Source organism: Lysinibacillus sp. GJ-1 (genome assembly GCF_021166035.1).
GTDB classification, from domain to species: Bacteria; Bacillota; Bacilli; order Bacillales_A; family Planococcaceae; genus Lysinibacillus; species Lysinibacillus sphaericus.
Map to the genome: position 1 here is coordinate 3,365,964 of NZ_CP088912.1, position 25,216 is coordinate 3,391,179.

Annotated in this window: 24 protein-coding genes and 3 pseudogenes; 10 read left to right on the plus strand and 17 right to left on the minus strand. The window is 34.6% G+C overall.

Features of this window, described 5'->3' with window-relative positions:
• Nucleotides 1-170: 170 nt before the first annotated feature.
• Nucleotides 171-1,553 (plus strand): SMI1/KNR4 family protein, encoded by a 1,383-nt coding sequence (locus LO754_RS16695; RefSeq protein ID WP_108029879.1) that lies wholly within the window; start codon nt 171-173, stop codon nt 1,551-1,553.
• A gap of 196 nt (nt 1,554-1,749) precedes the next feature.
• On the opposite strand, the gene LO754_RS16700 is transcribed toward LO754_RS16695, so the two are convergent.
• The 4 genes from LO754_RS16700 to LO754_RS16715 all read right to left on the minus strand — a co-directional run bounded on the left by LO754_RS16700 (nt 1,750) and on the right by LO754_RS16715 (nt 6,044).
• Complete coding sequence (locus LO754_RS16700) at nt 1,750-2,457, minus strand: DUF4274 domain-containing protein (RefSeq protein WP_108029880.1); 708 nt, start codon at nt 2,455-2,457, stop codon at nt 1,750-1,752.
• A gap of 31 nt (nt 2,458-2,488) precedes the next feature.
• Nucleotides 2,489-3,775 (minus strand): DUF1963 domain-containing protein, encoded by a 1,287-nt coding sequence (locus LO754_RS16705; RefSeq protein ID WP_108029881.1) that lies wholly within the window; start codon nt 3,773-3,775, stop codon nt 2,489-2,491.
• 39 nt (nt 3,776-3,814) lie between these two features.
• Nucleotides 3,815-4,843 (minus strand): DUF4303 domain-containing protein, encoded by a 1,029-nt coding sequence (locus LO754_RS16710; RefSeq protein ID WP_167492615.1) that lies wholly within the window; start codon nt 4,841-4,843, stop codon nt 3,815-3,817.
• Between the two features lie 145 nt (nt 4,844-4,988).
• On the minus strand, nt 4,989-6,044 hold the full coding sequence (locus tag LO754_RS16715; protein WP_108029883.1) for an ankyrin repeat domain-containing protein: 1,056 nt from the start codon (nt 6,042-6,044) through the stop codon (nt 4,989-4,991).
• A gap of 197 nt (nt 6,045-6,241) precedes the next feature.
• Between LO754_RS16715 and LO754_RS16720 the strand changes: the two genes are divergently transcribed.
• On the plus strand, nt 6,242-6,646 hold the full coding sequence (locus tag LO754_RS16720; protein ID WP_024363243.1) for a hypothetical protein: 405 nt from the start codon (nt 6,242-6,244) through the stop codon (nt 6,644-6,646).
• 298 nt (nt 6,647-6,944) lie between these two features.
• Here the strand turns inward: LO754_RS16720 and LO754_RS23795 are convergent.
• From LO754_RS23795 to LO754_RS16725, 3 genes and pseudogenes are all read right to left on the minus strand, one after another.
• Nucleotides 6,945-7,436, minus strand: a pseudogene (locus tag LO754_RS23795) (tetratricopeptide repeat protein); the annotation flags it as partial.
• Nucleotides 7,436-7,645, minus strand: a complete 210-nt coding sequence (locus tag LO754_RS23800; RefSeq protein ID WP_435892073.1) for a tetratricopeptide repeat protein — start codon at nt 7,643-7,645, stop codon at nt 7,436-7,438. The gene LO754_RS23800 and the pseudogene LO754_RS23795, both read right to left, overlap by 1 nt.
• On the minus strand, nt 7,639-9,504 hold the full coding sequence (locus LO754_RS16725; protein ID WP_231784835.1) for a tetratricopeptide repeat protein: 1,866 nt from the start codon (nt 9,502-9,504) through the stop codon (nt 7,639-7,641). Before LO754_RS16725 ends, LO754_RS23800 begins: the two co-directional genes overlap by 7 nt.
• A 620-nt stretch (nt 9,505-10,124) precedes the next feature.
• Here LO754_RS16725 and LO754_RS23525 point away from each other — a divergent pair.
• The 4 genes from LO754_RS23525 to LO754_RS16740 all read left to right on the plus strand — a co-directional run bounded on the left by LO754_RS23525 (nt 10,125) and on the right by LO754_RS16740 (nt 13,166).
• Complete coding sequence (locus tag LO754_RS23525; protein ID WP_255702582.1) at nt 10,125-10,250, plus strand: hypothetical protein; 126 nt, start codon at nt 10,125-10,127, stop codon at nt 10,248-10,250.
• 318 nt (nt 10,251-10,568) lie between these two features.
• On the plus strand, nt 10,569-11,153 hold the full coding sequence (locus LO754_RS16730) for a hypothetical protein (protein WP_025220214.1): 585 nt from the start codon (nt 10,569-10,571) through the stop codon (nt 11,151-11,153).
• Nucleotides 11,150-11,740 carry a hypothetical protein gene (locus tag LO754_RS16735; protein WP_108029884.1) on the plus strand — a complete coding sequence of 197 codons (591 nt, stop codon included), beginning with the start codon at nt 11,150-11,152 and terminating at the stop codon, nt 11,738-11,740. Before LO754_RS16730 ends, LO754_RS16735 begins: the two co-directional genes overlap by 4 nt.
• Nucleotides 11,741-12,071: 331 nt before the next feature.
• Complete coding sequence (locus LO754_RS16740; protein WP_108029885.1) at nt 12,072-13,166, plus strand: NADH-dependent flavin oxidoreductase; 1,095 nt, start codon at nt 12,072-12,074, stop codon at nt 13,164-13,166.
• 437 nt (nt 13,167-13,603) lie between these two features.
• On the opposite strand, the gene LO754_RS16745 is transcribed toward LO754_RS16740, so the two are convergent.
• The 4 genes and pseudogenes from LO754_RS16745 to LO754_RS16755 form a co-directional block, all read right to left on the minus strand.
• A complete protein-coding gene (locus LO754_RS16745; protein WP_231784836.1) occupies nt 13,604-13,915 on the minus strand; it encodes a DUF2834 domain-containing protein in 312 nt (103 codons plus the stop codon).
• Nucleotides 13,916-14,894: 979 nt separating this feature from the next.
• Nucleotides 14,895-15,023 (minus strand): annotated as a pseudogene (locus tag LO754_RS23805) (hypothetical protein); the annotation flags it as partial.
• A gap of 210 nt (nt 15,024-15,233) precedes the next feature.
• Nucleotides 15,234-15,986, minus strand: coding sequence for a DUF4085 family protein (locus tag LO754_RS16750; protein WP_024363250.1), 753 nt, complete (start codon nt 15,984-15,986; stop codon nt 15,234-15,236).
• Between the two features lie 143 nt (nt 15,987-16,129).
• Complete coding sequence (locus LO754_RS16755) at nt 16,130-16,954, minus strand: sulfite exporter TauE/SafE family protein (RefSeq protein ID WP_231784837.1); 825 nt, start codon at nt 16,952-16,954, stop codon at nt 16,130-16,132.
• A 106-nt stretch (nt 16,955-17,060) separates the two neighbouring features.
• On the opposite strand from LO754_RS16755, the gene LO754_RS16760 reads away from it, so the two are divergent.
• Nucleotides 17,061-17,945 (plus strand): LysR family transcriptional regulator, encoded by an 885-nt coding sequence (locus LO754_RS16760; protein WP_231784838.1) that lies wholly within the window; start codon nt 17,061-17,063, stop codon nt 17,943-17,945.
• Nucleotides 17,946-18,412: 467 nt separating this feature from the next.
• On the opposite strand, the gene LO754_RS16765 is transcribed toward LO754_RS16760, so the two are convergent.
• Nucleotides 18,413-18,793: a DUF1801 domain-containing protein gene (locus LO754_RS16765; RefSeq protein WP_231784839.1), complete on the minus strand. Its 381-nt coding sequence runs from the start codon at nt 18,791-18,793 to the stop codon at nt 18,413-18,415.
• Nucleotides 18,794-19,016: 223 nt separating this feature from the next.
• Nucleotides 19,017-19,253, minus strand: coding sequence for a hypothetical protein (locus LO754_RS16770; RefSeq protein WP_024363254.1), 237 nt, complete (start codon nt 19,251-19,253; stop codon nt 19,017-19,019).
• A gap of 188 nt (nt 19,254-19,441) precedes the next feature.
• Here LO754_RS16770 and LO754_RS16775 point away from each other — a divergent pair, with 188 nt between their 5' ends.
• The 3 genes from LO754_RS16775 (at nt 19,442) to LO754_RS23810 (ending at nt 21,478) form a co-directional block, all read left to right on the plus strand.
• Nucleotides 19,442-20,404 carry a S8 family peptidase gene (locus LO754_RS16775; RefSeq protein WP_024363255.1) on the plus strand — a complete coding sequence of 321 codons (963 nt, stop codon included), beginning with the start codon at nt 19,442-19,444 and terminating at the stop codon, nt 20,402-20,404.
• Nucleotides 20,404-21,213 (plus strand): endonuclease, encoded by an 810-nt coding sequence (locus tag LO754_RS16780; RefSeq protein ID WP_231784840.1) that lies wholly within the window; start codon nt 20,404-20,406, stop codon nt 21,211-21,213. The genes LO754_RS16775 and LO754_RS16780 overlap by 1 nt, the downstream gene beginning before the upstream one ends.
• A 169-nt stretch (nt 21,214-21,382) precedes the next feature.
• The gene (locus tag LO754_RS23810; protein ID WP_219818977.1) at nt 21,383-21,478 is read left to right on the plus strand and encodes a putative holin-like toxin; all 96 of its coding nucleotides are present in this window, start codon (nt 21,383-21,385) and stop codon (nt 21,476-21,478) included.
• 168 nt (nt 21,479-21,646) lie between these two features.
• Here the strand turns inward: LO754_RS23810 and LO754_RS16785 are convergent, their stop codons facing one another.
• From LO754_RS16785 to LO754_RS23890, 4 genes and pseudogenes are all read right to left on the minus strand, one after another.
• Nucleotides 21,647-22,144 carry an ATP-binding protein gene (locus tag LO754_RS16785; protein WP_231784841.1) on the minus strand — a complete coding sequence of 166 codons (498 nt, stop codon included), beginning with the start codon at nt 22,142-22,144 and terminating at the stop codon, nt 21,647-21,649.
• A gap of 408 nt (nt 22,145-22,552) precedes the next feature.
• Entirely contained in the window at nt 22,553-22,882 is a 330-nt protein-coding gene (locus tag LO754_RS16790; protein WP_231784842.1) for a four-helix bundle copper-binding protein, read from the minus strand.
• A gap of 312 nt (nt 22,883-23,194) precedes the next feature.
• A complete protein-coding gene (locus LO754_RS16795) occupies nt 23,195-23,782 on the minus strand; it encodes a GNAT family N-acetyltransferase (RefSeq protein ID WP_231784843.1) in 588 nt (195 codons plus the stop codon).
• A gap of 131 nt (nt 23,783-23,913) precedes the next feature.
• Nucleotides 23,914-24,462 (minus strand): annotated as a pseudogene (locus LO754_RS23890) (YxiF family protein).
• Nucleotides 24,463-25,216 lie beyond the last annotated feature (754 nt).

Here is a 25,216-nt window from a genome sequence, read left to right on the forward strand (position 1 = left end):
GGGACAAATGGACATGAAGTAATCAATAAAAAGACAATCAAAATGGAAATTCTGCTATGGTTTCATACAGGAAAATTCTAGAATCCTTCATTTATAGATGTTACTATTTTAAAGGTAAGGATTTACCAAATACATAGGTAGTATTTATGAATAATCATTTGGAGGTAACAATGGAACAAAAGCTTATAAATCAATTGAACGAGTGGCATGAAGTAGACGAACATCAGCGAATTGTCGATACCCTTTTAGCAATTCCTGAAGAAGAACGAGACGATGAATTGATTAGCATTTTAGCTAGAGCCTATAACAATTTGGGTCTTTACGAAGAAGCGCTCAATCATTTTAGTAAAATTTCTGAGGCAGGTAAACAAGATGCGCTATGGCATTATCGGGTAGGCTTTGCTTTCTATTATTTAAAGCGCTATGAGGAAGCAGCTCAAGCTTTTAGCATGTCTGACCAATTAGATTCCGGAGATCGCAGCACCGAGTATTTTTTAAGACAGAGTACCCTTAAAGCCAAGAAGCAAAAAAGTGAAGCACTTCGACTTGCCCAGAAGAAAGCTTACTCCGAGCGTGGTGGCTCCGTAGAAAAGAGGATTCCTTTTTCAGAGATGTCTCTAAGTGCATTTTGGGAAGATAGCGAGTATGCAAGAACATCCTATCAATCTGAGCCACCGTCGGATGAATTAATTGCCTATATAGAGAAAGAGCTTGGTTATAAACTCCCCGCTTCGTATATTTATTTAATGAAGCAACACAATGGCGGAGTACCGAGAAATACTTGCTTTCCAACAGATATCGCAACTTCCTGGGCGGAAGATCATATTGCCATTACAGGTATTATGGGTATTGGACGTGAGAAAAGCTATTCCCTATGCGGAGATTTGGGTAGTCCGTTTATGATAGAGGAATGGGGATATCCAGACATTGGAGTAGTTATTTGTGATTGTCCTTCAGCCGGGCATGATGTCGTGATGTTAGACTATCGAGCATGTGGTCGAGATGGTGAACCTGAAGTGATTCATGTCGATCAAGAAGATGATTATGAGATTACGTTCCTTGCCGATAATTTTGAAGCGTTTATCAAAGGCTTAGTGAATGAAGAACACTATGATACTTCTGAAGAAGACAAAGAAGAAGCCCTGGCTAAAGTAGCGCATGGGAAGTTTTCTCCTCTGCTGGAGGAGCTGTGCTCTCGTGTAACAGAGGTGGAACAAGTGGAACAGAAAATCCGTAGCATATGTACACAGATTGTCGAAGAGAAAGGCCATTTTAGTTTTCATGCAGATCAATTATCCTGTACCATGTATGATGTGCAATTTTGGTTATATACGAAGTCGTATCCTGAAACTAGTTACGACCAATATATAGAAGCTTATCAAAACATCATCGCATTTGGCAGTGAGTTCGGTCTAGGTGGGTATGCGCCTTCCTTTATTACAGATTGGCTCAATCAACGCCTGAACGAAGGGCTGATTGTACAAGAACATGGAATTATTCGCTTTAGCAATGTGTTAGCAGAGGAAGTCATCCATAAATTAAATGCTTACTAATAATGCAAAGAGGCTGGAACATAACTAAAAAATTAAAAGGGTTCACTAGTTGTTGGTAGCGAAGTCGGTGACTCCTGCGGGAATGCACGTAGCGTAAGACGCAACGAACCGCGCGCTAGCGAGGGTTGCGGCTTACGTGTGTGCCCGCGGAAAGCACCGCCGAAGCGGACAACAACGGCGCAGCCTCTTCTTATCATTAGTGACGGCACTGCTCTAATCTTTTATACAGTGCAACAGCAAGCTCCGTAAAGCGCTTCTCCTCATCTGTGTTTAATAAATCATGTGAATCCCTCTTGTTCATCCAGTAATCCCCATCTAACAAATCATACATATCAAGAAGTGTAATTTCTGACGTTGCTGGATGTTGAAAAACGGATAGCATCGGTTCCGGACCATCATCCCAGTTATATCCGTTCACAATGGCATGTAATATTTCTGGCGAATTAATGTGTGCTATTTTCTCGCATAGTTTGTTTTGTGACTCTTCATACAACAGCTCCTCAACAATGCTTTGTTCTTCCATTGTCAACGAAAGGCGAACCGCTCCTTTTGTTGCAAGCAGAAGGTCAGCAAGCTTTTTATCTGTACGAGCTGCATTCCAAGCCGTCGCTAAAATACCCAGTGGCGAATCTAGTTCGGCTCCCGCTTCGATCAGCTTCAATATAGCATCCACTTGCTTGAACTTTACAGCTTTTTTAAGTGGCGTTTCACCAAGTTTATCTTGTGCTTCAAGTTCTGCTCCGTGCTCTATTAATATTTCAATTGCTTGTACAGGCATTCGATTAGTTAAAAAAAGCATCAGCGGTGTCCTCCCGCGCTCGTCCCGTTCATTCACATCCAGTTCCATTGCTGCCTGGTGGACAAGTGACAGATTATCTGTCTTGCTAACTTCCTTCCAACGCAAGATTATTCCCCCTTTGACACAGTAACGTTATTTAGCTTTGCTGATAGATGGTTGCTGTAATGTTGTCTTTTAGACAGACAAACATATAAAAAATACCTTCAGCATATTCATCAAAATCAGCATAATCAATCTGCCCTATAAAACGCATTCTTTGCTCACAGCAAGGGCAAAGCGGATATGCTGAATCCTGCACCCAGCTTGGATAACCACCGATCTGCGAATTTAATTGTGACATCGTCCAAAGCGCAGCATAATATGGTGATTGTGGCTCATGTGCAAGGGCTAACCTAGGTGTCATTTCAATAGAGCTGTTTACGTCATCAATATCTGGAAGATACGCTGGTTTTTGATTATAACGGCTCCAAACAGGCACACCATCCTTGTCCAATTCCATGTAGATTGTACTAAAGCTTCCACATAAATCACAGGTTATTACCTGCAAGTTCTTGTGCATGTTGAGATAGTGCAAAGATGGATGAGCGGTAGCCACGTCCATTAATTTCGTTAACTTCCTATTACACCACGGACAGGTTGAATGGCTTATCCCAAGAAAATGCGCATACTGCTCTTCATTGAAATCTTCACTTTGTTGATCTGTTTGCCTAATTGCATAGCAGACATGGTTAATTAGGTCACGCCTCATTCCGTCACGGCTAAGCTCCCATCCGCCTTCAAGAGCGTAGGTTTCTGGCGTTACATACAACTGCTCTGCCCATATTGGCGGCTGTTTTTGCCATTGCCGAAACTGCTCCATGACCATGGCATTACCAATCCAACCGAGCACAAGGAGGAGATGGTTTCGGTTATCCTGATCCCATTTAATACGCTCTAAAAGGAGCTGTTGTATATCCGGCGGTGCATCTTTAAAAACAAGTGGATAATGAAACAAGCTACGCTCTATCAGCTGAGGTAAAGCATTGGCGATATTTTTATTTCGATAGCATACTAGCGACAATAGAATGTCCTCTGCTTCATTGTCATTATTTTTGGCAAGTAATTCCATGGCATATTTCAACATATTGTCCGCTTCTTGTTCTGATAATACTATGTATATCTGCTCCATGCTTAACGGATAAGGAATGTATTGGATAAGAGGAGCATACGTTCTCGGCGCATGCATTACCTTAAGAATGTCCACATAATTCGTAAGTCCTTCATAGAGATTAACCGTTTTGCGGTGCTGCTCAATATAAGCTTGTTGCTTTTTTCGTGCATGCTCCTGATGACATGGCATACAAATACCGCCCGTTTTGGCTGCTGTAGTCGGCAGTATTGTTGCGCTACAGCCTTTCGTCTTACATGGTAGTCGTTGCGTCATATTGGATTCCCCCCTTTCGCCTTATACGATTTTGTAAAATTATAAGCGAGCAGCTTGTTCTGCCAGATCTTCTAATACCACCATTAGAATGCGCCTAGTATCATCTTCAAGTTCACTGTTCAGATGCTCTTGAATATGTGGGATGGCGTGACCTCCAAGCCCCACAAGTTGTTCATAAGCCTCATAATCTGTTCGCCAGAAGCTTCGCATGCTACCTTTACCAAATTCTCCTCTTTCGATTACATCTACCCAATGTTTTACTTGTTGAACAAGGGGGCGTTGCTGTATAGCATCGACAGCAGAATGGAATTCCATATCTTTCTTCATTAAGTCAGGCATTGATTGATATAATTGGTCTTCGGGTACAGTTTTTCTTATGAGCTGACTTAATGTCAAATAATCACCACCAACGCCATCCGCGGCTGACACGTAGGCAATAAAGTCCTCCGTACGGTTCAATTGCTTTAGGTCATTTTGCAATCGATGAATAACTTGGATGGCAATTAAAAAGAGCTCTGAATCTATTATGGTCTTCTCAAATATGTAGTTCTCGTCATTGCTTAAATACGCGGGTGTTTCTTGACTAATACAGTTGAACATTTCAAGATAGGTTTCAAGACCATTCGGCATCTCGTCGTACATAAAGGGATAATCGCCTTCACTAAATTTACAGGAGCGATAGATTTGCTCTAGAGTTTGATTGTAAAACTTGCTACCAGTTTCCAAGTAACTTTCTTGATATTGTGCGTAGTATTGAGCAACCGTTTGCTCTAAAGAATCCCGATTATTAATGTACACTATATAGCTGCCATTATAGCTATCCGTATAGAGTGAGAAAGTATACACATCCTTGTTTCGTCCTTCTTCTATATAGCGAGCAATTGCAGATTTGCAGAGGTCGTAAAGGGCATTCTCCAAATCACGCGTACTAATGAATATCCCATCTTTAGAACCAAATGTCGTTATTTCTTGAATCGTTTGATTAGCCGTACATAGCAGATAACTACCCTTCCCTTCTAATTCTCTTCTCCCACTGATTAACCTTCCGATATGAACATCATAACTCATAGTAAAACATTCCCTCCAATTATGTTTAGTAAGCCAATAAAGGTGTTTTGTCATTCCTTATCTGTCCGATTCTCTTTTTTTAGCTTGTAAAGTAAGAAAATTGCTAAGCATTGAATTCTTATTGGGCTGAACAAGGCATACGTAGTTATCGCTTATAATCTGGCTGTTCCAACCTCATTGGATTCGGATTGCTAAGTACCCAATGCACAGCTAATTCACACAGTCTCGCAGGTTCATCACTACTATTACCGTTGTGAAGTTCTTTCACTAATGTTTCAGCCTCTTGCAAAGTAGCTGGGTTTAATGGCGTGCCCAGACGAAAATAATGACCCAAACTGTGGAGCATCTTTCGATATTGATTATCCCAGTTAATGCCACCGTTATCTAAAATTTCATAAGCGACTTTACCAGTAATACGAATTACCTCACCCTGTATGGTGTTCGCATGTCCTTGTGAAGGAATGAGTAAACCCCATAGTTCATTATGCTGCGCCTGCCAACCATTTGAAGATACTGTAATTAGAGAGCTGCCATCATGCGTCTTTCGTTTTCCGACTGGGGAAACAGCAAATAGCTGATATAGACGGTAAAGTGCCTCATCCGTTTGATTCAAATATTCCTTATTAAAGTTATCTCGGTGAAATTCAAAATCGTTGCCAATTCGCTTAATAGCGTTTTGCATATCCTGCGTTACAGTCACTCCAGCGTTTAGCAAAATTTCTGCAACCTTTGCCATATTGACGATATCTATGTTTCTACAGGTTGCCAAAGCTTTTTCTAAAGGGGTTTGTTTCATCTTGTTTTCTGCGCTAAGATTTGCGCCTTTGCCAACTAATGTGTAAACTGCATTTGGATTAAATGACTCTGCCGCTGCAAATAAAGGTGTCTCATTTTGATAATCCAGTGCTTCTATCGCTGCACCCAACTCAAGTAACAATTCAATATTTCCGCACCAACTCATTGCCTGTTTATGTAGAGCCGTTCTTCCGTAACGATCACGCGCATTAATATCAGCACCCTGCTCCACAAGCCAGCGAACCAAATCATTCGGTACTTTAAAAAAACTTAAAGCTGTTGATTTACTGTAACCACCATGAGCATCTAATTCACATTGTAAAAATACCTCTTTTAACGCTGATAGATCGCCTATTTCAATGAGTTCCTCGAAATTTTTCGGTAAGGTTTTTCGCTTCCTGCCCATTTATGTTCTCTCCCTAAGTCGTTTTTTTAAAATCACGCCATTCCTATATTTTACTACTTATTCATTTCTTGTAGTATGCATTCTCCATAATTCGCGTGTTATTCGTCTGCTTCTAACGAAAAGTTAATAATGCCTATTTCAAGTATTAAACGAAATACAAGTTCATAGGCTATTGTAAAATGCAATGGAGGATGGCTATGAGCATTGAAGTTATTACATTATCACCAACATTATTTCATGTGTTTAAAGCAGGCGAGTCCAATCCTAAAAAGGAAAAGCGTATTATCTATGGGCAAGCTACATCAGATGCTAATGGTGTAGCGACGTTTTATTTTACAGACAATGCATTAGCTACAGGCAATACACTGTTATCAACAATCGACTACGCAGTATCAAGCGTCTATTCCACCAATTCATCGATTAATGCAAGACCGCGGGTACAAATGAGAGAAAAGAACATTGCTGCAAAATATGTCTCTGCTAACGTTACAAATATTAGTGGTGTAACAGTTTTAGGCATTAACGTTTTAGGTTCAGAAAACCCCGTAAGTGGCGTAGTGGTCGATTTCATGGTATTAGGCAGCTTTGATACCCAAACTTAAATCAAGGATAGCTTACTCCTTATTATTTCCTTCTACATAACAGGATTTACACGAATTTTTACGTTTCTTTCAATGTTATTTCAGCAATTTTTCCAGTATTGCAATAGCTTAATTCCAGCCAGTCAAACTAAAAAACGTCCAAAACCCTGTATTCATAGGGTTTTAAACGTTTTTCTTTTTCATCAACTGACGTCCTTAAAAGGAAACTAATATCGCCCGCATCAAAACATTTAACATTTACTTTATTTTAAGCTCTTATTGAATAAAACTTAGAAATCGTATTTTTATTTTTACCATCTCACCCTATAAGACTTAATAAACTTTCTCGGTTTTTGTACGCTAATGTATAGTTTGGATTTAGTTCTATCGCTTTATTGTAATCTTCTAGTGCTTCTTTGTACTTTGCTATATTTTTATATAAGTTTCCTCGGTTATTGTACGCTAGTGCATGGTTTGGATTTAGTTCTATCGCTTTACTATAATCTAATAAAGCCTCTTCATTTTTCTCTAATTTTTTATTTAAGATTCCTCGGTTATTGTACGCGTCTGCATAGTTTGGATTTAGTTCTATCGCTCTATTGTAATCTAATAAAGCCTCTTTATTTTTCTCTAATTGTTTATTTAAAATTCCTCGGTTATTGTAAGCTTCTGCATAGTTTGGATTTAGTTCTATCGCTTTACTGTAATCCGCTAAAGCTTCTTTGTACTTTCCTATATCTTTATATAAGTTCCCACGATTATTATATGCGTCTGCATAGTTTGGATTTAGTTCTATCGCTTTACTGTAATCTAATAAGGCTCTTTATTTTTCCCTAATTTTTTATTTAAGATCCCTCGGTTATTGTACGCTAGTGCATGGTTTGGATTTATTTCTATGGCTTTATTGTAATCTAATAAGGCTTCTTCATTTTTCTCTAATTGTTTATTTAAGATTCCTCGGTTATTGTACGCTTCTGCATAATTTGAATTTAGTTCTATGGCTTTACTATAGTCTAATATACTCTTTCATTTTTCTCTATTTGCTTATTTAAAATCCCGCGATTATAGTACCCGACTGCATAGTTTGGATTTATTTTTATGGCTTTACTGTAATCCGCTAATGCTTCCTTATACTTCGAAATTTCATAATATAAAATTCCTCGGTTATTGTACGCTGTTGTATAGTTTGGGTTTATTTCTATTGCTTTACTGAAATCTAATAAGGCCTCTTTAATTTCCCCTAATTTTCTTTTAAGAATCCCGCGACTAACATATGTTTGACTATCAAATGAATTGATTCTTATAGCATTATCATAGTCGATTACTGCTTCAGCAATTTTGTCTAATTTAGTATAAGCTTTTGCCCGAATTAAATAATATTCTATAATCGATTCATTTTCTCCTATATATTGAGAAGCTTTTTGTATTACTTCATCAAAACTACTTTTATCAAGTAATAGATTTAGTTCGTTTTTATTAGATTCGTAATTTTTAATACTGTTACCAACAATATCTACCATTCCATCTTCAGAAAGTACTACTACTATACAGTCATTAGTTACAATTTTCTTTGTTTGAATTTTTTCCATTTTTTGATATCTGATAGCTGAATTATATCTTGCCCCCCTCGAACTATCTGCTTCATCAGTGGCAAGTCCATCTAATATCACTCCAATGGCATGGAATTTACTTTCAATATCGATATAGAGTGCACCATCTATACTGGTTAATTGATTAATAAGTGTTTTAGAAATAGTAGGATTACCTAAATTAAATATATCAATCTCATCTACTCTAAAACATTGACTATTAAGTCTAGTAATTTCGCTTTCAGCTAATTTCGGTGTAGTAATTACCACCATAGTTCCACTTTTTTGATGGGAGGCATGTTTAATAATTTTGCATACTGAAGAAACTTTTTCACTTATTTGAAGAGCATCGTAATTTTTACCATGGAAATAACTTTTAAAGGTTTCATTAATTTCACCTTTCAGTTTATCAGTTGGAAATTCAAATTTATTTAAAATGATGGACTTATCTTTAAAGCCTATTATTAATTTTTCTCTAAAATCTTTGGTATTACTTGAAGAATTATTAAACTCAATTAAATTAATTTTATAATCCAGTTTACCCTCAAAATTAAACGCGACTATCCTATCTTCTAATTTACTTCCTTTTGAAAAACTAGCATCTTTAAATTTTCCGAGACCAAAAATCCGGTATGTATCACCTATTACAAATATATTTTCAGAAGACATTTCAAAAATTTTTCTTATTTTTTTTGTTTCTTTATATTCGATTGGTTGTTTAAAATTTACCACCATATCTATATTATTTTTTCTGTCATCTTCGTTTATTATTAATAATTTTGCAGAAACACTAATTCCCTCATAGTTAAGCATTGATATTTTTTCGATATAATTTAAAAAATTATTTTTTAATTCCTTATTTTTTTCAATATTTAGAACTGAATTTGTAAACTCCATTGCAGTATTTAATAATTTAAAATTTATATTCTCATTTAACATTTTATCTAAGGAACTACCTATATCATTTTCATCTATTTCTAATAAAATTGAATCCAATAGAAATCGAATAAAGGAGAATTGTTCTTTATTCCAAAATAAATATGAATTGTCTGAGGTAAACCCTTCTATTAAAATAGTAAATAGTTGCTTATCTACTTTATATCTAATTCTCTCCGCTTTATTAAAATCTTCATCTTCAAACAATTGCTCCTCATTCAATTTAGATGAAATAGTTTCCTCTTCAATTCTATCCTCTTCGCCAAATTTAATACCAATTTTTACATACTCACTAATTTCTGATAAATATTTCTCCACTATTTTTTTCAATTTTTCAGTTTCATTAATATTCAATTTTATTCTCCCTTAATTTTATGACAATAGATTTTTGAAATTTTAGAATTAAGAAAACAATTCTTTTTAATTCTGCCAAACTGAGAACTTCCCACGTTCTATAGATCAAGCCAAAATGTTGGTTCAATATTCTATCATCTCACTCCGAATTGACCAACATCTAATAAAAATCAAATTACCCATTATTATACTATATATTACAAATAAATAATAAAATATCCTCATTCCTAAATCATTGAGGAATTCGGCTAATTGTATGCATATTCCACTTAACTTTCAAACCTAAAAGCAGTTTCTTCAAGCAACTGAAAATGTGTAAATACTTTTCATTTCTATCCTTAATCTAACGTATTCCCCAAAAAGGAAAGCACTTCAAACCCTTGATACTAAGGGATTCGAAGCGCTTTTCTTTAACTAGAATTTTCTATCTGAACGAACCTTAATACTTCCTAGAAGCGCATACTAACATTGATATATCAATGCTTAATATATAGTACTTACCTCACTCTTTTGAAAAATCATAGATTAGTGAGATTGAAAAAATGTTGTAAATGTGAATTTGAAAAAAACAAGGATATTTTATGGAGATACGTTAAATACTATTTTTAGGAGGTGTCGAAATGAAAAGGGATAAAAAAGATACAGAATTTGCAACAGACGAGTCAGCAAAATCATCCAATATTAAAAAACCGAATGAGCGTGTCGGGCATACTGAACCCCTCGCCCAAAACATGAAGAAGACCTAATTATGGATGAGAAAAAAGTAAGTCGACTTCATTATAAAATAAGACCAAATTGCATATTATCTATATTGACCACTTATAAGGAGTGGTCTTTTCCTTTTTACAATCTGTTTTATCCTATATTAGTTAATAGAAATTCTGAGTGCGACAACAAGCAAATCAGTTTCTCAAATGATAAAGTTTTAGGCATTTTATACAACGATTGTTTAAAAACAAATTTAAATATTTAATTATGTAAAAAATTTGAAAATCAAAAAATAATGATATATAATTTCATTAACCTATTTTTGGTAAAATTTGTATGATGAATGGAGGATGTTTATGAAGAAAACCTTATTAGCAACATCAATGTTATCTTTACTTTCTTTACATGCTGTTAGTGGTGCTAACGCTGAAGAACCTGTAGACCTTACAAACGCAGTTGACTTTACAAACTCTGAGGACTATACAGAATACGATAACGCTCCGCTTGTAACTTTGCCAAGTATTGCGCCATATGCCAGTGATATGTCAGGGTATGAATATGTGCATTCTAGTTCCTCTAGAAACAATCAACTAGAATTTCAACATTTGGCTAAAAATCCTAGTTCGGCCACAGATTCTGTTAGTTATTCAGTAGCTGTTACGCAATCTTCTTCAGCTAATGTTGCTACTAGCGCTACTTTTAAGTCAATGGTGGCTGAAGTTGGGGTTTCAACTCAAGTAGAACTAGGAACATCTACTACAAAAACACTTTCAATCACTTGGTCGATTCCCGCCAAGTCTAATTATTTGTTAAGAGCAGGAAGTAGTTGGGTGCAAGCAAGTGGAACTGAAAAACTATGGAGTGCAGGCAAAGTAATAAGTTCTAAGACTGTGACAGGAAAATGGACGTATACTAGTTGGAGCGATAAGGTTAAACAATGATAAAAATTATTAATAGTAAACTTTTTATTTTTATTCTAGTTATGTTGACATCTATTTTTGTTCTTGTAGCATGCGATAATAATCAACAAATTGAAGATACAAAACGTAACAATCAGCAATTAGAGGAAAAACAAAATAATCATCAACAACAACAAATGGAGGAAGTCAGTAGTACCGTTTCTTTAGAAAAGCAATTTATTCCACCAAATTTTGGAGTTGATGAATTTAAAGTAAACGCTAATGATAAATTAGTGGAATTTAAAATTTCTTACAGAATCAGTCCTCAGCTTTATGATGTGTTAAGTAAAATTAATAGTAAATATTATTTTGAATTAAAGATACCCGAAAATATTTCTTCAATAATAAACAAAGATAGTACAGGGTTAGTTCCTGGAGCTATTATGGAATTTAATGCACTAAAATATATTGTTACTCTTAATACAGAAGTAGATAAACCATTGACTACTAGTGAAATAAAAGAGCTAGTACAAAACAAAAATGGTTATGGATTATATGTATATGACCAAGATAAAGATGCAATTCACTACTTTGATGATGTTGAATTGTTTTCTACGATACCTAAATAGAGGGCTAGTTTAAAAGGTTACACGATACTGTAAGCTAATGATAGACATAGAAAAAGGCGACTCTTTACCGCTTTTTTCTGTGTTTTATTAAAATACGTAAGTGTCCAACGTGCGGATAACGTGAAGCAAGATGTATCATGCGCATTGTGTAAGAGTGAAATAACGAATAGTCGTTTTCAAAGGCTCCAATTATGGCAGTATGCTGTGAATCAATATTATAGGCCTTTTCTGATTTTTTCATTATGATGTAGTAAATAGAAAATAGTCGTAAGCATGATCTTTGACTTTTAAATCCTATAAATTTACTCTTGTTTTAGAAGGAGTGAATAACATGACAACTTTTTTAAAACCATTTACTTTTCATAACGGCGTCACAATTCGTAATCGTTACTTAATGGCGCCAATGACCACTTACTCAGCAAATGCGGATGATACGGTATCAGATGCGGAGATTACATATTACCGTGAGCGCTCATATGGCGTCGGTGCGGTGATTACAGCATGTGCTTACGTACTTCCTAATGGGAAAGGCTTCCCAGGTCAAATTTCGGCACATAGCGATGAATATATTTTGAGCTTAAAACGTATTGCTGATGCGATTCACGACGGTGGCGCAAAAGCAATTTTACAAATATATCACGGCGGTCGCCAAGCAGTACGTGACCTTGTACCAAATGGCGATATCGTAAGTGCAAGTGAAAACGTTGCAGCAGATGGCGGTGTGGCACGTGCATTAACGGTAGAAGAAATTGAGGAAATCGTCGTAGCATTTGGTGAAACGACACGTCGTGCCATTGAAGCAGGATTTGACGGTGTGGAGATTCACGGTGCAAATACGTATCTATTACAACAATTCTTCTCAGGCTTTACAAATAAACGCACAGACCGTTATGGTGGCTCTGTTGAAAACCGTATGACATTCTTATTAGAAATTATCGAAAGTGTAAACCGTGCCAAAGCGCAATATGCTGATGATCAATTTATCGTTGGTTATCGTTTTAGCCCAGAAGAGCCTGAAGAAGACGGCATCACGCTAGATGAAACGGTTCGACTTGTAGATCGTTTAGCAGATGAAAAGCTCGATTACTTGCACATTTCATTAGGTGATTTCCGCTCAGAAGCACATCGTTATAGCGGCGAAAAAGAAAACCGTATTAAAATTTTAAAACGCGTCATTGACGGTCGAATACCGTTTATCGGCGTTGGTTCTATTTATTCACCAGAAGATGCGAAAGAAGCAATGGAAACAGGTGCTGATTTACTTGCACTTGGTCGTGAGCTATTAATTGAAGCGCACTGGGTGGAAAAAGTAGCCGCTGGTGAACCCGTTATTACGGAAATGGATATGAGCCGTGATAATAACATTCCAGAGCCCCTAATGAACATGATGAAACGTAATGTAGGTTGGGTTCCTGGCGTAAAATAATTGTAAAAACGAACCACCACGACACACTAAACTAAACAAACATAAAGAACAAAGTATCTACGATGATCTGCTTTGGGAAGCAACAGATTGTACTAATGCTAGCGATGGTCAAAAAATCATTTATAACTAAGCCTGTAACAGCCATTCAAGACTTCCCTGCACAGTTCATTTTCTTACGTATTTTTAATAAAGAAAAAGAAGCGTCTCAAACCCTTGATTTTAAAAGGTTTGAGGCGCTTTTTGGTTCGAACTTGTTTTAGATGAAGGTCGTCTCAGGAAGACATTGGATTATAGCTTCAAATCCTTTTGATACTAAGATTTATATTCTGTCTTGTGTAACACCATGTCCATGTGTAATTTTCTTTATTAACTTATCTGTCTTGTCAAAGACCACCCATCACGGAGTATTTAATTAAAGCCTATCTAGGTTAACACCCTTATTTCTTTATATATGGCTGTCTGAAAAACAAAAATAATGGTAATGCCAATGATAAACCAACTGTAAACAAAGTTAATAGACATATCCACTTTTCTTTAATGTTATACTTTCTCGACTCGTTAAACATAAAGAGGATAAAAACAAAACATGAAATAAAAAAGTCAACAGCGAAGAAGGTCGATATCGAGTTTGCAAATAATAAATCTATTAATAACCCTAAATCAAAACCGTTTTCGTTCAAGAATTGCACTAAAAAATAATACGGAAATACTGTGCCAATAATAGCAAATAACAAGTAAACTTTTCTCATTTAAAAACCCCTCTCTATGCTTTTCACAAATAATATAGTTTAATAATACCTCATAAAAAAATAATTTTAATAAATATTTCCATTTATCACTCCAACTAATATTCTAACGATGGTTCACCATACACCATTGATTGTGGAAGGCTATCACCTTCATTTAACCAATTGTAGAAAGCACATACTGTTCTTTATATGGAGTTTCTTTTATAAAAGGATGATTTATATAGATTCATATTAACAATCTAGAGCTTTTCTATACGCTCCTAAAAGAAGTGGATGAACGAGATGAAGAAATTGCACTCAACATTTTTGCATCTTAATTTTTTGTTCACATTGTTTACCTAAATTTAATTCTATATGTTATTCAATGCTATTCTCGATATTTTGTACACAAAGAAAAAAACGCCCAAACCCCTATATTATCAAAGGTTTTAAGCGTTTTTCTTTTTGGTTAAAAATCAACCTACGTTTTGCAATTGACGTCCCAGGGGGAGTTTATCATTCGCCTTGAACCTTGGTATTACTGGGTTTTCAATTAGGTTGTGTAGAAATGTGTAGAACATGATTATTTACTCAACAATTATACTTGCTGATTAATTGGATCACTAGCTCTTATAAATAACTATGGTAATGTTCCAAAATGAAATTCTAATTAATTCTTCTTACTAAAAAGAATCCAGGATTTACTTCTGTTGCAACTAGCTGAACAAAATTATCGTACGTATAAGTAATGAGGGATTCAAACCCGCGACCCGAAACTATAATACTTCAGCTTCTTTCTCGTGTAGTTTGTCTACATACGATTCTCTAAGCATTATGGCGACCTTAGAAACAGCTTACAATAATCTAGTCTATCTTTATGTAGATTAATAGGTAAAACACCCCAATTAAACCACTCCAATATTTAACGGATTTGAAATTATAACAGTTGATTACTTAATTTTCTCCTTGATACTAACATCTTGGGCTCTAAAAATATTAGCTAATTTATTTGTATAGACAATTGTATTATCATTTTTTCTTTAGCTCTTGTAACCGCTACATAATGAGCATTTAGTCTTTCTTCATTTTCAAAATCATAATCTCTAACAAATGCTACAACTTGTTCAAACTCAAGACCTTTATTAACTGTATTTACAAACTTTCAAGTTCTTATAGCATTTAAACACACGTAAATTGTATCAGAGAAGAGGAGCTTATCCCGCAATCGCGCCCGATTGTTGAGTTTATTGAAGATAAGCATCCGTTAGCTTAATAAGGCTTCTCTTTATTTTTTTAATATCTTCGCTTCGACTTAATACAAAAACGCCTCAGTTTACTATCAAAGATTATTTTTATTACTTATAAAGGAAATTTGTTCAGCTGATATAATAAAATCAATTAAGTCCTCCGTTTTATTTTGTAGCAAGACGTGAAATTCATATTTGTCATTCACTTTATATATTTCCTCATACAGCCACCATGAATCTTCTAACAAATCATCCTGTTTGATAATATTAATATTTTCAAATATGACCTCATCTATATTTGTATCACTCACTTTATTATCAAGGAGTAATTTTAAGGATTTATCATTCTTAATTGATTTTATAATTTTGCAATCATGGAAGCTAAAATCCCCATCAATTTCTATATCCAGTAATGTTGAGTTTTCTTTTATATATCTTTTGTAATCTTCAATTACTGTGGTTACAATTCTGTAATTTTCCTCGCAAAATTGAGTTACAGCATTTATTACATTACGAGTTGCCTTATCTAAAGTAAACACCCTTATATCTGCAATCTGTTTTACTATTGTTTCTGGTAATTGCTTTTTTAAATACATAAGATTATGTATGAAAATATCATGAAATTGTTCTATTCCCTTTTCTTTATTAAAAGGTTCATAGTTTTCGTGAGATTTTAATCTTAAATTAGCTTCTTCTTGTACAGTAAGCCAACTATTTAATTCAATGTGGTAAAGCTGTTGAAAATATTCTTCTGAGAATGTTTCAGCTTGCTTTTCTTCCTCTAAATGCAGATGTAAATTATTTTTTTGACACAATTCATGCCATTCTTTAGTAAAATATTTCATTTTATTACCCTCGTTTCTCTAAGTAGATAATTTTTAATTAAACTGCTCTGTTAGTTGAATAAGAAAAAAGAGCTGCCTATGCAACTCAATAATCTTCAAGAAAAGCGCACGATTGCTGAAGATTGTGATTTAGTACTGCATATCTACTTAAATTGCCATGCTACTTGAACGATTAATAAAATTAGGATGGTAGTTACTAACCCTTTAGCAATTTTTAAAGGTATTTTTGATACAATTTTTAGTGCAACTTGTGTTCCAATGATAGATCCCGTACCCAAAGCAATTGCATAATCCCATTGTAAATAACCCGTTTGATAAAAAATGATAAATGCCCCAAAACAGCTACCGAAATTTAACACTCTGCTCATTTGTGTTGCCTTTACATAAGTATTTTTAGATTTTATAAAGTATAAAATACTGAATGTTGATGACCCAGGACCAAATCCACCATCATACATCCCAATAAAGAATGACATCACTTTAGAAGCACGATTATTATTAAGATTTGTATTATTTGCTTGTAGTTCGCTATACCATTTTTTACTTTTAATAGATACAAAAAATGTAAATATTAGCAAACAAATTGCAATTAGATTTAGCCATTTCTCTGGAAGAATTGACGTAACTAGCGCACCAAAGCCCCCTCCGATAATCGAAGAAATAATGTAGGATTTCATTATTTTCATATTCAACTCTTTTGTCTTTAGAAGAACAAATAAACTAGATAATGATGCGATTCCTGAAGAAAATTTATTTGTTGCGATACTAAAATGAATAGGAATTCCAAGTAGTAGCATTGCAGGTAACGTAATTAAGCCTCCGCCTCCTGCAAGTGTCCCTATAAATGAACCTAACATGCCAATGCAAATAATGATACTGAGAAACGGGATGTTTGTTGTAGCATTAATTTGTAATAATAGAAAAACTCCACCTGCAAATATCAATGAAAGATTAATCAATGTCCTCATTATTTTTCCCTCAACTTTTTATACAAACCATACAACGCTATTATCAATAAATCTAATATATAATTAAGTAATATTCATAAATAATATTTATGCAAGGGGGATTTTCATGAATCTACACGCTTTAAGAATATTTAAAACGGTAGCTGAATTTGAAAATGTAACAAAGGCCGCAGAGTATCTATGTTTGAGTCAGCCAGCTGTAACGATACAAATTCGCCATTTAGAAAAAGAGCTTGATGTGACATTGATCCAATCGAAAGGTAGAGGAATTCAATTAACGAAAATAGGACGCATTCTAGCAAAAGAGGCGGAAAACCTTTTTTCATTAGAAACCTCGATAGAAACAAAAATCGCGAATATAAAAAAACAAGCAGCTGAAACAATTGTCATTGCGTCGACCTATTTACCAGCTACAGCTATACTTCCACCATTCATTTCGAAGTATAAAGATGAAAATGAGCATATTCAATTTGTACTTCAATCAGGAAACACGAAAGACATGATTCATAATTTGCTAAATTATAAGGCAGATATAGGAATTATTGTTACTGAAAATATAGATGAGTCTAATATAGTAAGTAAACATTGGAAAGATATTGAGTTTTATTTCGTTACTCACCCAAAGCATAAATTAGCAAATAAAGAGGTCACTTTAGATGAACTTGTTCAATACTCATTTGTTATGAGAGAAGAAGGGAGTTCAACAAGAAAACTTTTTCAATCCATTTGTCATACTCAAGGTGTGCCATTTCCTAAAATAGGATTAGTTTTTAATGGATTAACGGAATCGGTTCAAGCAGTTCTTTCAGGTTATGGTATTACTTTATCTCCATCTATTGCTGTTGAAAGGTATTTAGATACTAATCAACTGCAGAGGATTTATGTGAAAAACATAGAAATTATACGCCCTGTACATGTATGCACACGATTAAACATGCAGCCAAATACTAGTTCTGAATTGTTTTTAGATTTACTTTTAAATAACAAATAATAAGTTATCAAACCGCCGTTTGGTAACTTTTCATAAAAGAATGTATTTCAACAATATGGCCCGATTGTGGAATAAGAATGAAACACATGTGTACGGCTTTGGTATAAATAGTGAAAAAGAAAATAACCATTTTAGTACATTTATTTCGTGAATATGCCCATTAGCGTTGTAAACAGGATTGTTACACAAAGGTGGTATCAGTCAATGCCAATGTACCCCAACCTACGAAATATTGGTTATCCATACTCTGTCTCCCCTTTTACATTTAACTATACAATAATGTTAGATGAAAAAAGCACCCAAAGAATCGTCTAGTTACATTTACAAAAGCATGTCATTCAATAATCTAACCCTCTAATGAAAACGAGCGCTGATCCATATTATAGAATCGCGCCGATTGTTGATAAATCCTGTTATTATGATTTTTGTTACAGTTCATAAACAAAGGGAAATTTGCCATCTACAAATTATTTCTTTTTTATTTTCCCTTCCACTTTACTTTGGTTTTCAGCAACCCTAAATTTTACTATTTGACTAATTAATCCATAAGGGATGGGTTCTCCAATCGGGAATTGAACTGCACCTTTAGAGGTTTTATATCCCGATAATTCATGCTGAAAATTATTAATCCCGCTTGAAGTTGGGTAGAAGCCTATATGGTTTTTGTATGCAGCAAAATGTACCAGATTTCCGTTTAATACAAAAGTAGGCATTCGGTAACTTATTTTTTCCTCGGCATTTGGCGCTGATTCCTTTATAACCATTCTTATTGTTTTTAATATTTCTTGAATCTCTTGAGGATATTGTAAAATATATTCATCAATTGATTCAGGAATGTTTTGTTCCATAATATGCCTCCTTGTAAATTTAAGTATTGAAAGGATTTTAAAACACTTTAATATTAAAGTAAATATTCTTTATCTATTTCTCACTCTCCCCAATTTTGTCAAAGTTAATATTGATGAATTGATTTAAATATTTTTGGTCCATTTTGTTTAAATGAAAATCCTCACATTTTCTTTTGCTTGTTGAAAACTTTAAATTCCATTTTCCCCCTCAATCGTGTCCTTCTTATACCATTTCACCATTTTCCTTTTTTGCTCGAATTGTAATTTTACCCACGCATTGTGTTAGATTTTTATAGCCCTTTTCACCTTTGTGAAATAGCGTAGAGAATAGATTTTCTACTTCAGCTAATGTTGTATCTTTAGAAAGTTTATGTACACGTATTAATTCGATACCTTTATAAGCATCTTCTGTTCCATGAACTTCAACTTCTCCAATGCAGTTTATTTTAAGTACAAACATCCACAATCTTTAAGATGTTATCATGCGATATTGACTAATAGATACCAATACTATTTTCACTATTAAAATTCTGATATTTTAGATAAAAACACATCTATTGTAACTGTTATTCAAAATTCAAAATTGTTAGAATATTATTAATTACCAATATTACACTTAATACCTAATTTCTTTCAGGAGGGATACAAATGAAGCAAAAGTTACATTTAATTCCGTTTCAAGTGAATGAAGTGGTCGAAGTGGTCGAAGTGGTGCCAGTAGGTATTGAACTTATTGCAGCTCCAAAAGTTTGGGAGAATTCTAAAGGGAAGGGGATTACTGTAGCGATATTGGACACAGGCTGCGACGTCACCCATCCTGATTTGAGTGGGCGTATTATCGGTGGGTGGAATTTCACTCATGATGATGATGGACAACCTGATCGATACATCGATTATAATGGCCATGGAACCCATGTGGCTGGCACAATTGCTGCAATCAATAACTACACAGGAGTAGTTGGTGTTGCACCTGAGGCAAATTTATTGATTTTAAAAGTGCTTGATAAAAATGGATCAGGGCAATACGACTGGATCATAAATGGTATTAACTATGCAGTTGAACAAAGGGTGGATATAATCTCCATGAGCCTCGGAGGTTCTGTCGATGTACCTGAGTTACACCAAGCTATTCAAAACGCAATCACTAATCAAATACTAGTCGTTTGTGCTGCTGGTAATGAGGGAGATGGACAGAGTTCTTCAAATGAATTAGCCTACCCTGCCTGCTACAATGAAGTCATCAGTGTCGGTTCCATTAACCTGCAACGCAGATCTTCTTATTTTTCAAATTCGAATAATGAAGTCGACTTAGTAGCCCCTGGTGAAGAGATCCTTTCAACGTATTTAAACGGAACTTATGCAAAACTAAGCGGAACTTCGATGGCAACACCGCATATATCTGGTGCACTTGCACTCATAAAAGAGAATGCCAACAGAAACTTTGAGCGAAATCTGACAGAGGCTGAGCTGTATGCACAATTAATAAAAAGAACGATTCCTTTAGGAAACTCGCCAAAACTCGAAGGCAACGGCATGCTGTACTTAACAACAGAGGAATACTTATCGGATGTATTCAACCAAAAATTATCTGGACAGGCGTTGAAAATATAATGGAAAAACTAGATTTGCTATACTGTGAATGGGAAACGGCCAAGTCAGATTTTTTAAACTATCAGGAAAATCGACCCTATTATGACGAAAAGAAAGATAAGGAAGTCAGAAATCAATACTATCATAGCATTTCATTCACGAATACTACTCTTTTAGACAGCCTTCACACATTGCTTATAAAAACACATACAGATCAATTAAACTACAGCCCGCACCGTTATGTGTACCCCTGGGTTGATTTACAGGAAAACGGTTCATTAAAAAGTCTTTATTCTGGAAAAAGGATGGATCCCCTTTCTGTCATAGAGGAGGACGTTCGGCTCCACGAAATGCAGGCAAAAGGGTTAATAAGCATCTTATCGGATAATCTATTTAACTGTGAACATGTAGTGCCTCAATCATGGTTCGATAAAAAAGAACCGATGAGAGGAGACTTGCATCATTTATTCGCCTGCAATCCTACCTGCAATAGCAGTCGCAGCAACTACCCTTATTACGATTTCCATGATTATATCCCTGAAGGATTAATTTTAGGAATCAAAGATGGCTGCGGCAAAGCTGAAGAAAGTAAATTCGAACCAGAATACGGCAAAGGAATCGTTGCTAGAGCTACACTCTATTTCCTAATTCGCTATCCAAACATAATAAAAAAAGAACTAGAGAATATCTTCTTATTGTTAAAATGGCATCAATCTTTTCCAGTATCTATCTATGAAAAGCATCGCAACCTAGCTATCCATGAACTTCAAGGCAATCGGAATCCATTTATTGATTTTCCAGAGATTGCAGAATGTATCGTAACAAATTAAAAAACACTAATTCCCTTATAATCGTACAAAAGAATTAGTGTTCGCTTTTTTAATATTAAACGCCAATAAAGGTATAATTTCTACATGTAGTAGATTGAGATATTAAGGGTGATTGGTCATCTTTTATTCCAAAAATTCGTTTCAAACGAAAATAAAGGAGATGGTTCCAATGACAGTTTATGAGTCTATAACGCTCATGTTTAGTTTCGCTACACTTATTGTAACGATTCTTGCGTTGTCATTTACTTTTTCAAAAAAAAAGTAAATCACCCTCTATACCTTACAGAGTAGGGTGAATTACTAGAATGCCAATCGCCTTTAATGTAATCACCTAAATCCGAACAATCTCATTACCTTTAATAGAAACTATCGCTGGTCTATTTTGGTATTTTTTTACACACTTTAAATCTTCAAGGATATGTTGCAAACCTTATTATTCTTCCCAACTAAACTCTAAAATATTTAAACCCTCGGATACTTCTGGTTCTTCAAAAAAATTAGTAACATGAATAAACGTCTCTTCTGTGTCAAAAGTTGCTCTTTCGGGTTGTTCGATACACCTTTGTGCAATTTGACGTAAGCATTGCTCATTATTTAAATTAAGGAAAATTAGTTGATGGTTTGCATTTACCTCTGATGCAATATCCAAAAACCATTTTCGCTGTTGTTGAGTATTACCTGGAAAATCCATGACTACATCTGTACCAACACTTAATATGTTTTGGACATGCTTTTTCATCATCGGCTTGAGTTGCGCTGAGAATTTAAGATAGTCTTCAAATGTTGTAATCTGATTAGGGTAAAGAGATGCAAGCCATTCATCCTCAGATAACAATACTGCTTGCTTCTCTAAAGCCACTTGTTTTGATTTAGTCGTTTTTCCAGCTCCCATTTTTCCGCAGAAAAAGTATAGAGTCCCTAGTTTTTTCATATTTTTATCCCTCCATCTTATTTTATCGGTTATTTCCTTATCTTGTAACCTAGCTTATTAATAATTGTAATTGTTATGTAATGAAATTGCATTCAAAGGGATTATTAGAAAACTCACCTATTATCCCAATATCACTATAAAGGAAAAAGTCGTTATAGTTTTCTTCCTGGTCTAGTACATTTATCGTTTCTTTAATCGATAAAGAAGCATATCCTTTTTTCTTTAATATAAAGGGGTAGCGATTGAACCAATCCCTTTTACTGCTTTTCAGAAAGATTTAGTTCATATACGATGGAGAAGCTTAATAATTGCTTTGTATCAATAAAAAAGACGCCAAATAATTGGACGTCCCGACTCGTGAAAAAGTACTTAATGCTGGATAAAGTATTTTTCAAGTAAGAAAAGAAATTAAGCAGCTAGCTTTCTGCAAGCCTCTGCACATTTGAAACAAGCTTCCGCACACTGCTGGCAATGTTCATGATCATGTTTCTTACATTCATTGCCGCACGCCTCGCATACTGTCGCACATACTGATGCTAGCTCTGAAGCAAATGGTGTATTTCGTGCTAACGCCTGCTGTAAAAAGTTACAGATATCTGCACATTCCCGGTCCAATCTGATGCATTCAGCCATCATCTTTACATCGTCTTCCTTTAGACAAGCGTCAAAGCAGTGATTGCAGGCAGCCATACATTGGTGTAAAGCCTGGATTAATTCTTGGTGTTGTTCATGTGACATATTCTATCCCTCCTAAATCTTAGATGTTACTCTCTATACATATACCCCTACGACGTATCTCTAAACATAAAATTAATATATAACGGATGAAGGAGACGACGGATTAAAAAGAAGACTGGATAATTCGGGTTAAAGTATATTGTTCCCCCTTTTTTTGGGGATATTTCTTTGCCTACCGTTGTGAATCCGTATAAATCTGGCTAGACCCCTTATCCCACAATCTAGCCCTTTAATGAAAGCGAGCGCTGATTCTTATTACAGAATTGCGCCCGATTGTTGAATAGTATTATTGATAAATATGCCATTCATAACTTAGAAATGATTAAAAGATTTTTCAAAACAAACACATTGGTGAATACGTTTATTATTTGTAAATTGGTCAATATCTTTCCCAACGTAATGAGTAAAAGCGTTAACTAAGTATAGATTGGGCATATTACTTTGAATTCGATGATTCATTTCATTTCCTTCAAAATAAACGTGATAATAGGAATCAACGATATTAAAATTCATTTTTTCATACCAGTTCTGAACCCATAAATCATCTCTTGTCCAAGCCTCAAAACGATTTAAATTCACACTTCTAGCTTTAGTTTCAGCAGCATAGAGTAATTGTTGTCCTATTCCTCGTCGGGAGAAATCAGGATGAACAGCGATATGCCAAATCATCCCTCCTAACCCTTCTCCTCTGGAGCAAACTGTTCGTTCTTCTATTTCATATTCTACATCAATAAGCCCAACGATTTGACCGTCAAACTCTGCGACTAGCTCGATTGCTGGATTTTCATAACATTCTTTCTTATTTAGTACATTATCAAAATAGGCAGTCTGTAAAAACGCAAGTGTTCGGCATCTTACCCAACCAGTCTCGTCATTAACACTATAGTCTCTAATAATCACTTTTTTCCCTCCGGATTTTAGGGACCACGTAGTTTATAGGGGATTTATACGCTCTTCCCTTAAAATAGATTCACCCCGTTAAATATGTTCGCGATTTTCATAATGTACCGCCTCCTTCTAATTATAATTATTTAAATTTTATCAAATCCCCCAAAATATACACTGACAAAATGACAGTTTTCATACACTATAAAATAGCCCCCAAAAGAAATAGCGCAATTCTTGCTACAGAATTGCGCCCGTTTGTTGAAGATTGTTATTGAACTAAAGCCCTCGTTAGTTGAATAAACCCCTATAGTAAAGGTATCCCAATATTCAAACCTTTCAATACAAATTCCATAATTAAAGGTCGGTTCAACAACAACAAAATCAAAAACATTGTTTGAATATCCACTAAAATTAACTATCCAATTTATATCTCTAAAAATATCTTCCAATCTTTAAATAATCGCACCTGTTTCACGATAATTTAAATGAAACAAAATAACTTCCTTTTCTTGAAGTTGCTTTGGAATTTTCTTGTATAGCAACCTTAGTTCTTTAGCTGCTTTATCTTTACAATGTCCAAACTTAAATTCCTCCTCTTTATATTCAACGGGCTTATCTATTTTATTGAATAAATCACCAAGTAAATCATAGGAATGTTGAGGTTCTAAGAAAGAATCAAGAGTTAAATGAATATCTTAGATTTTCATTTCTTTAATAATGGTATTTCTTTTACTTTTCATTTGAAGTAAATTAATCTTTTCCTTTCGTTCGTTTATTTCCAATTAGACAAGCTCCTCTAAAGAACATATTTATTAGTTTTATTTTAACAAAAAAACGGATTTCTTATTGAACTAAACTGCCTCGTTAGCTTAAGTACATTGTTTCACAAACTCACATCAAGATTAACATAAAACCCTATTTTTAATTTAGAAGTGTTATTCAATTAAATGGCCCGTTTGTTGAATAACTCAATTACATTTATAAACACATTTATTATTTTTCAAACGACTAATCAAACTTAATGATCAAACTTTTTAAAACCCTACATTAATAAATATTTATCGGGAAACTGCACTTTCTAAGGGCACTATTTAAATGATTAAAAAAGAATTGATTGATTAATAAAAATTAATGGAATATCGGTTGTCTTGAAGTTTGCTCGGCTAATTGTATGCGAATAGTAAAACTTAATATTTTTGCGGCTTAGTGCAATAACAATCACGAAGCGACTTAGTAGTACTTTCTTGTGTAGAAAATGTGTAGAAACTTTTCATTTTCTATCCTTTTCTAACGTATTCTCAAAAAAAGGAAAAGCGCCTCAAACCTTTGATATTAAAGGATTTGAAGCGCTTTTCAGTTGGTTCAAACTTATTCTATCTGAACCTTGATACGTCCCAGGAGGGATTCGAACCCCCGACCTAGGTTAAATTTATTTAAAAAAACGTT

Bases quoted from the DNA above. Each gene is read 5' to 3' on its own strand.
- LO754_RS16695 (WP_108029879.1), top strand. From the start codon at position 171: ATGGAACAAAAGCTTATAAATCAATTGAACGAGTGGCATGAAGTAGAC.
- LO754_RS16705 (WP_108029881.1), bottom strand. From the start codon at position 3,775: ATGACGCAACGACTACCATGTAAGACGAAAGGCTGTAGCGCAACAATA.
- LO754_RS16710 (WP_167492615.1), bottom strand. From the start codon at position 4,843: ATGAGTTATGATGTTCATATCGGAAGGTTAATCAGTGGGAGAAGAGAA.
- LO754_RS16715 (WP_108029883.1), bottom strand. From the start codon at position 6,044: ATGGGCAGGAAGCGAAAAACCTTACCGAAAAATTTCGAGGAACTCATT.
- LO754_RS16720 (WP_024363243.1), top strand. From the start codon at position 6,242: ATGAGCATTGAAGTTATTACATTATCACCAACATTATTTCATGTGTTT.
- LO754_RS23525 (WP_255702582.1), top strand. From the start codon at position 10,125: ATGAAAAGGGATAAAAAAGATACAGAATTTGCAACAGACGAGTCAGCA.
- LO754_RS16730 (WP_025220214.1), top strand. From the start codon at position 10,569: ATGAAGAAAACCTTATTAGCAACATCAATGTTATCTTTACTTTCTTTA.
- LO754_RS16735 (WP_108029884.1), top strand. From the start codon at position 11,150: ATGATAAAAATTATTAATAGTAAACTTTTTATTTTTATTCTAGTTATG.
- LO754_RS16740 (WP_108029885.1), top strand. From the start codon at position 12,072: ATGACAACTTTTTTAAAACCATTTACTTTTCATAACGGCGTCACAATT.
- LO754_RS16745 (WP_231784836.1), bottom strand. From the start codon at position 13,915: ATGAGAAAAGTTTACTTGTTATTTGCTATTATTGGCACAGTATTTCCG.
- LO754_RS16750 (WP_024363250.1), bottom strand. From the start codon at position 15,986: ATGAAATATTTTACTAAAGAATGGCATGAATTGTGTCAAAAAAATAAT.
- LO754_RS16755 (WP_231784837.1), bottom strand. From the start codon at position 16,954: ATGAGGACATTGATTAATCTTTCATTGATATTTGCAGGTGGAGTTTTT.
- LO754_RS16760 (WP_231784838.1), top strand. From the start codon at position 17,061: ATGAATCTACACGCTTTAAGAATATTTAAAACGGTAGCTGAATTTGAA.
- LO754_RS16765 (WP_231784839.1), bottom strand. From the start codon at position 18,793: ATGGAACAAAACATTCCTGAATCAATTGATGAATATATTTTACAATAT.
- LO754_RS16770 (WP_024363254.1), bottom strand. From the start codon at position 19,253: ATGTTTGTACTTAAAATAAACTGCATTGGAGAAGTTGAAGTTCATGGA.
- LO754_RS16775 (WP_024363255.1), top strand. From the start codon at position 19,442: ATGAAGCAAAAGTTACATTTAATTCCGTTTCAAGTGAATGAAGTGGTC.
- LO754_RS16780 (WP_231784840.1), top strand. From the start codon at position 20,404: ATGGAAAAACTAGATTTGCTATACTGTGAATGGGAAACGGCCAAGTCA.
- LO754_RS23810 (WP_219818977.1), top strand. From the start codon at position 21,383: ATGACAGTTTATGAGTCTATAACGCTCATGTTTAGTTTCGCTACACTT.
- LO754_RS16785 (WP_231784841.1), bottom strand. From the start codon at position 22,144: ATGAAAAAACTAGGGACTCTATACTTTTTCTGCGGAAAAATGGGAGCT.
- LO754_RS16790 (WP_231784842.1), bottom strand. From the start codon at position 22,882: ATGTCACATGAACAACACCAAGAATTAATCCAGGCTTTACACCAATGT.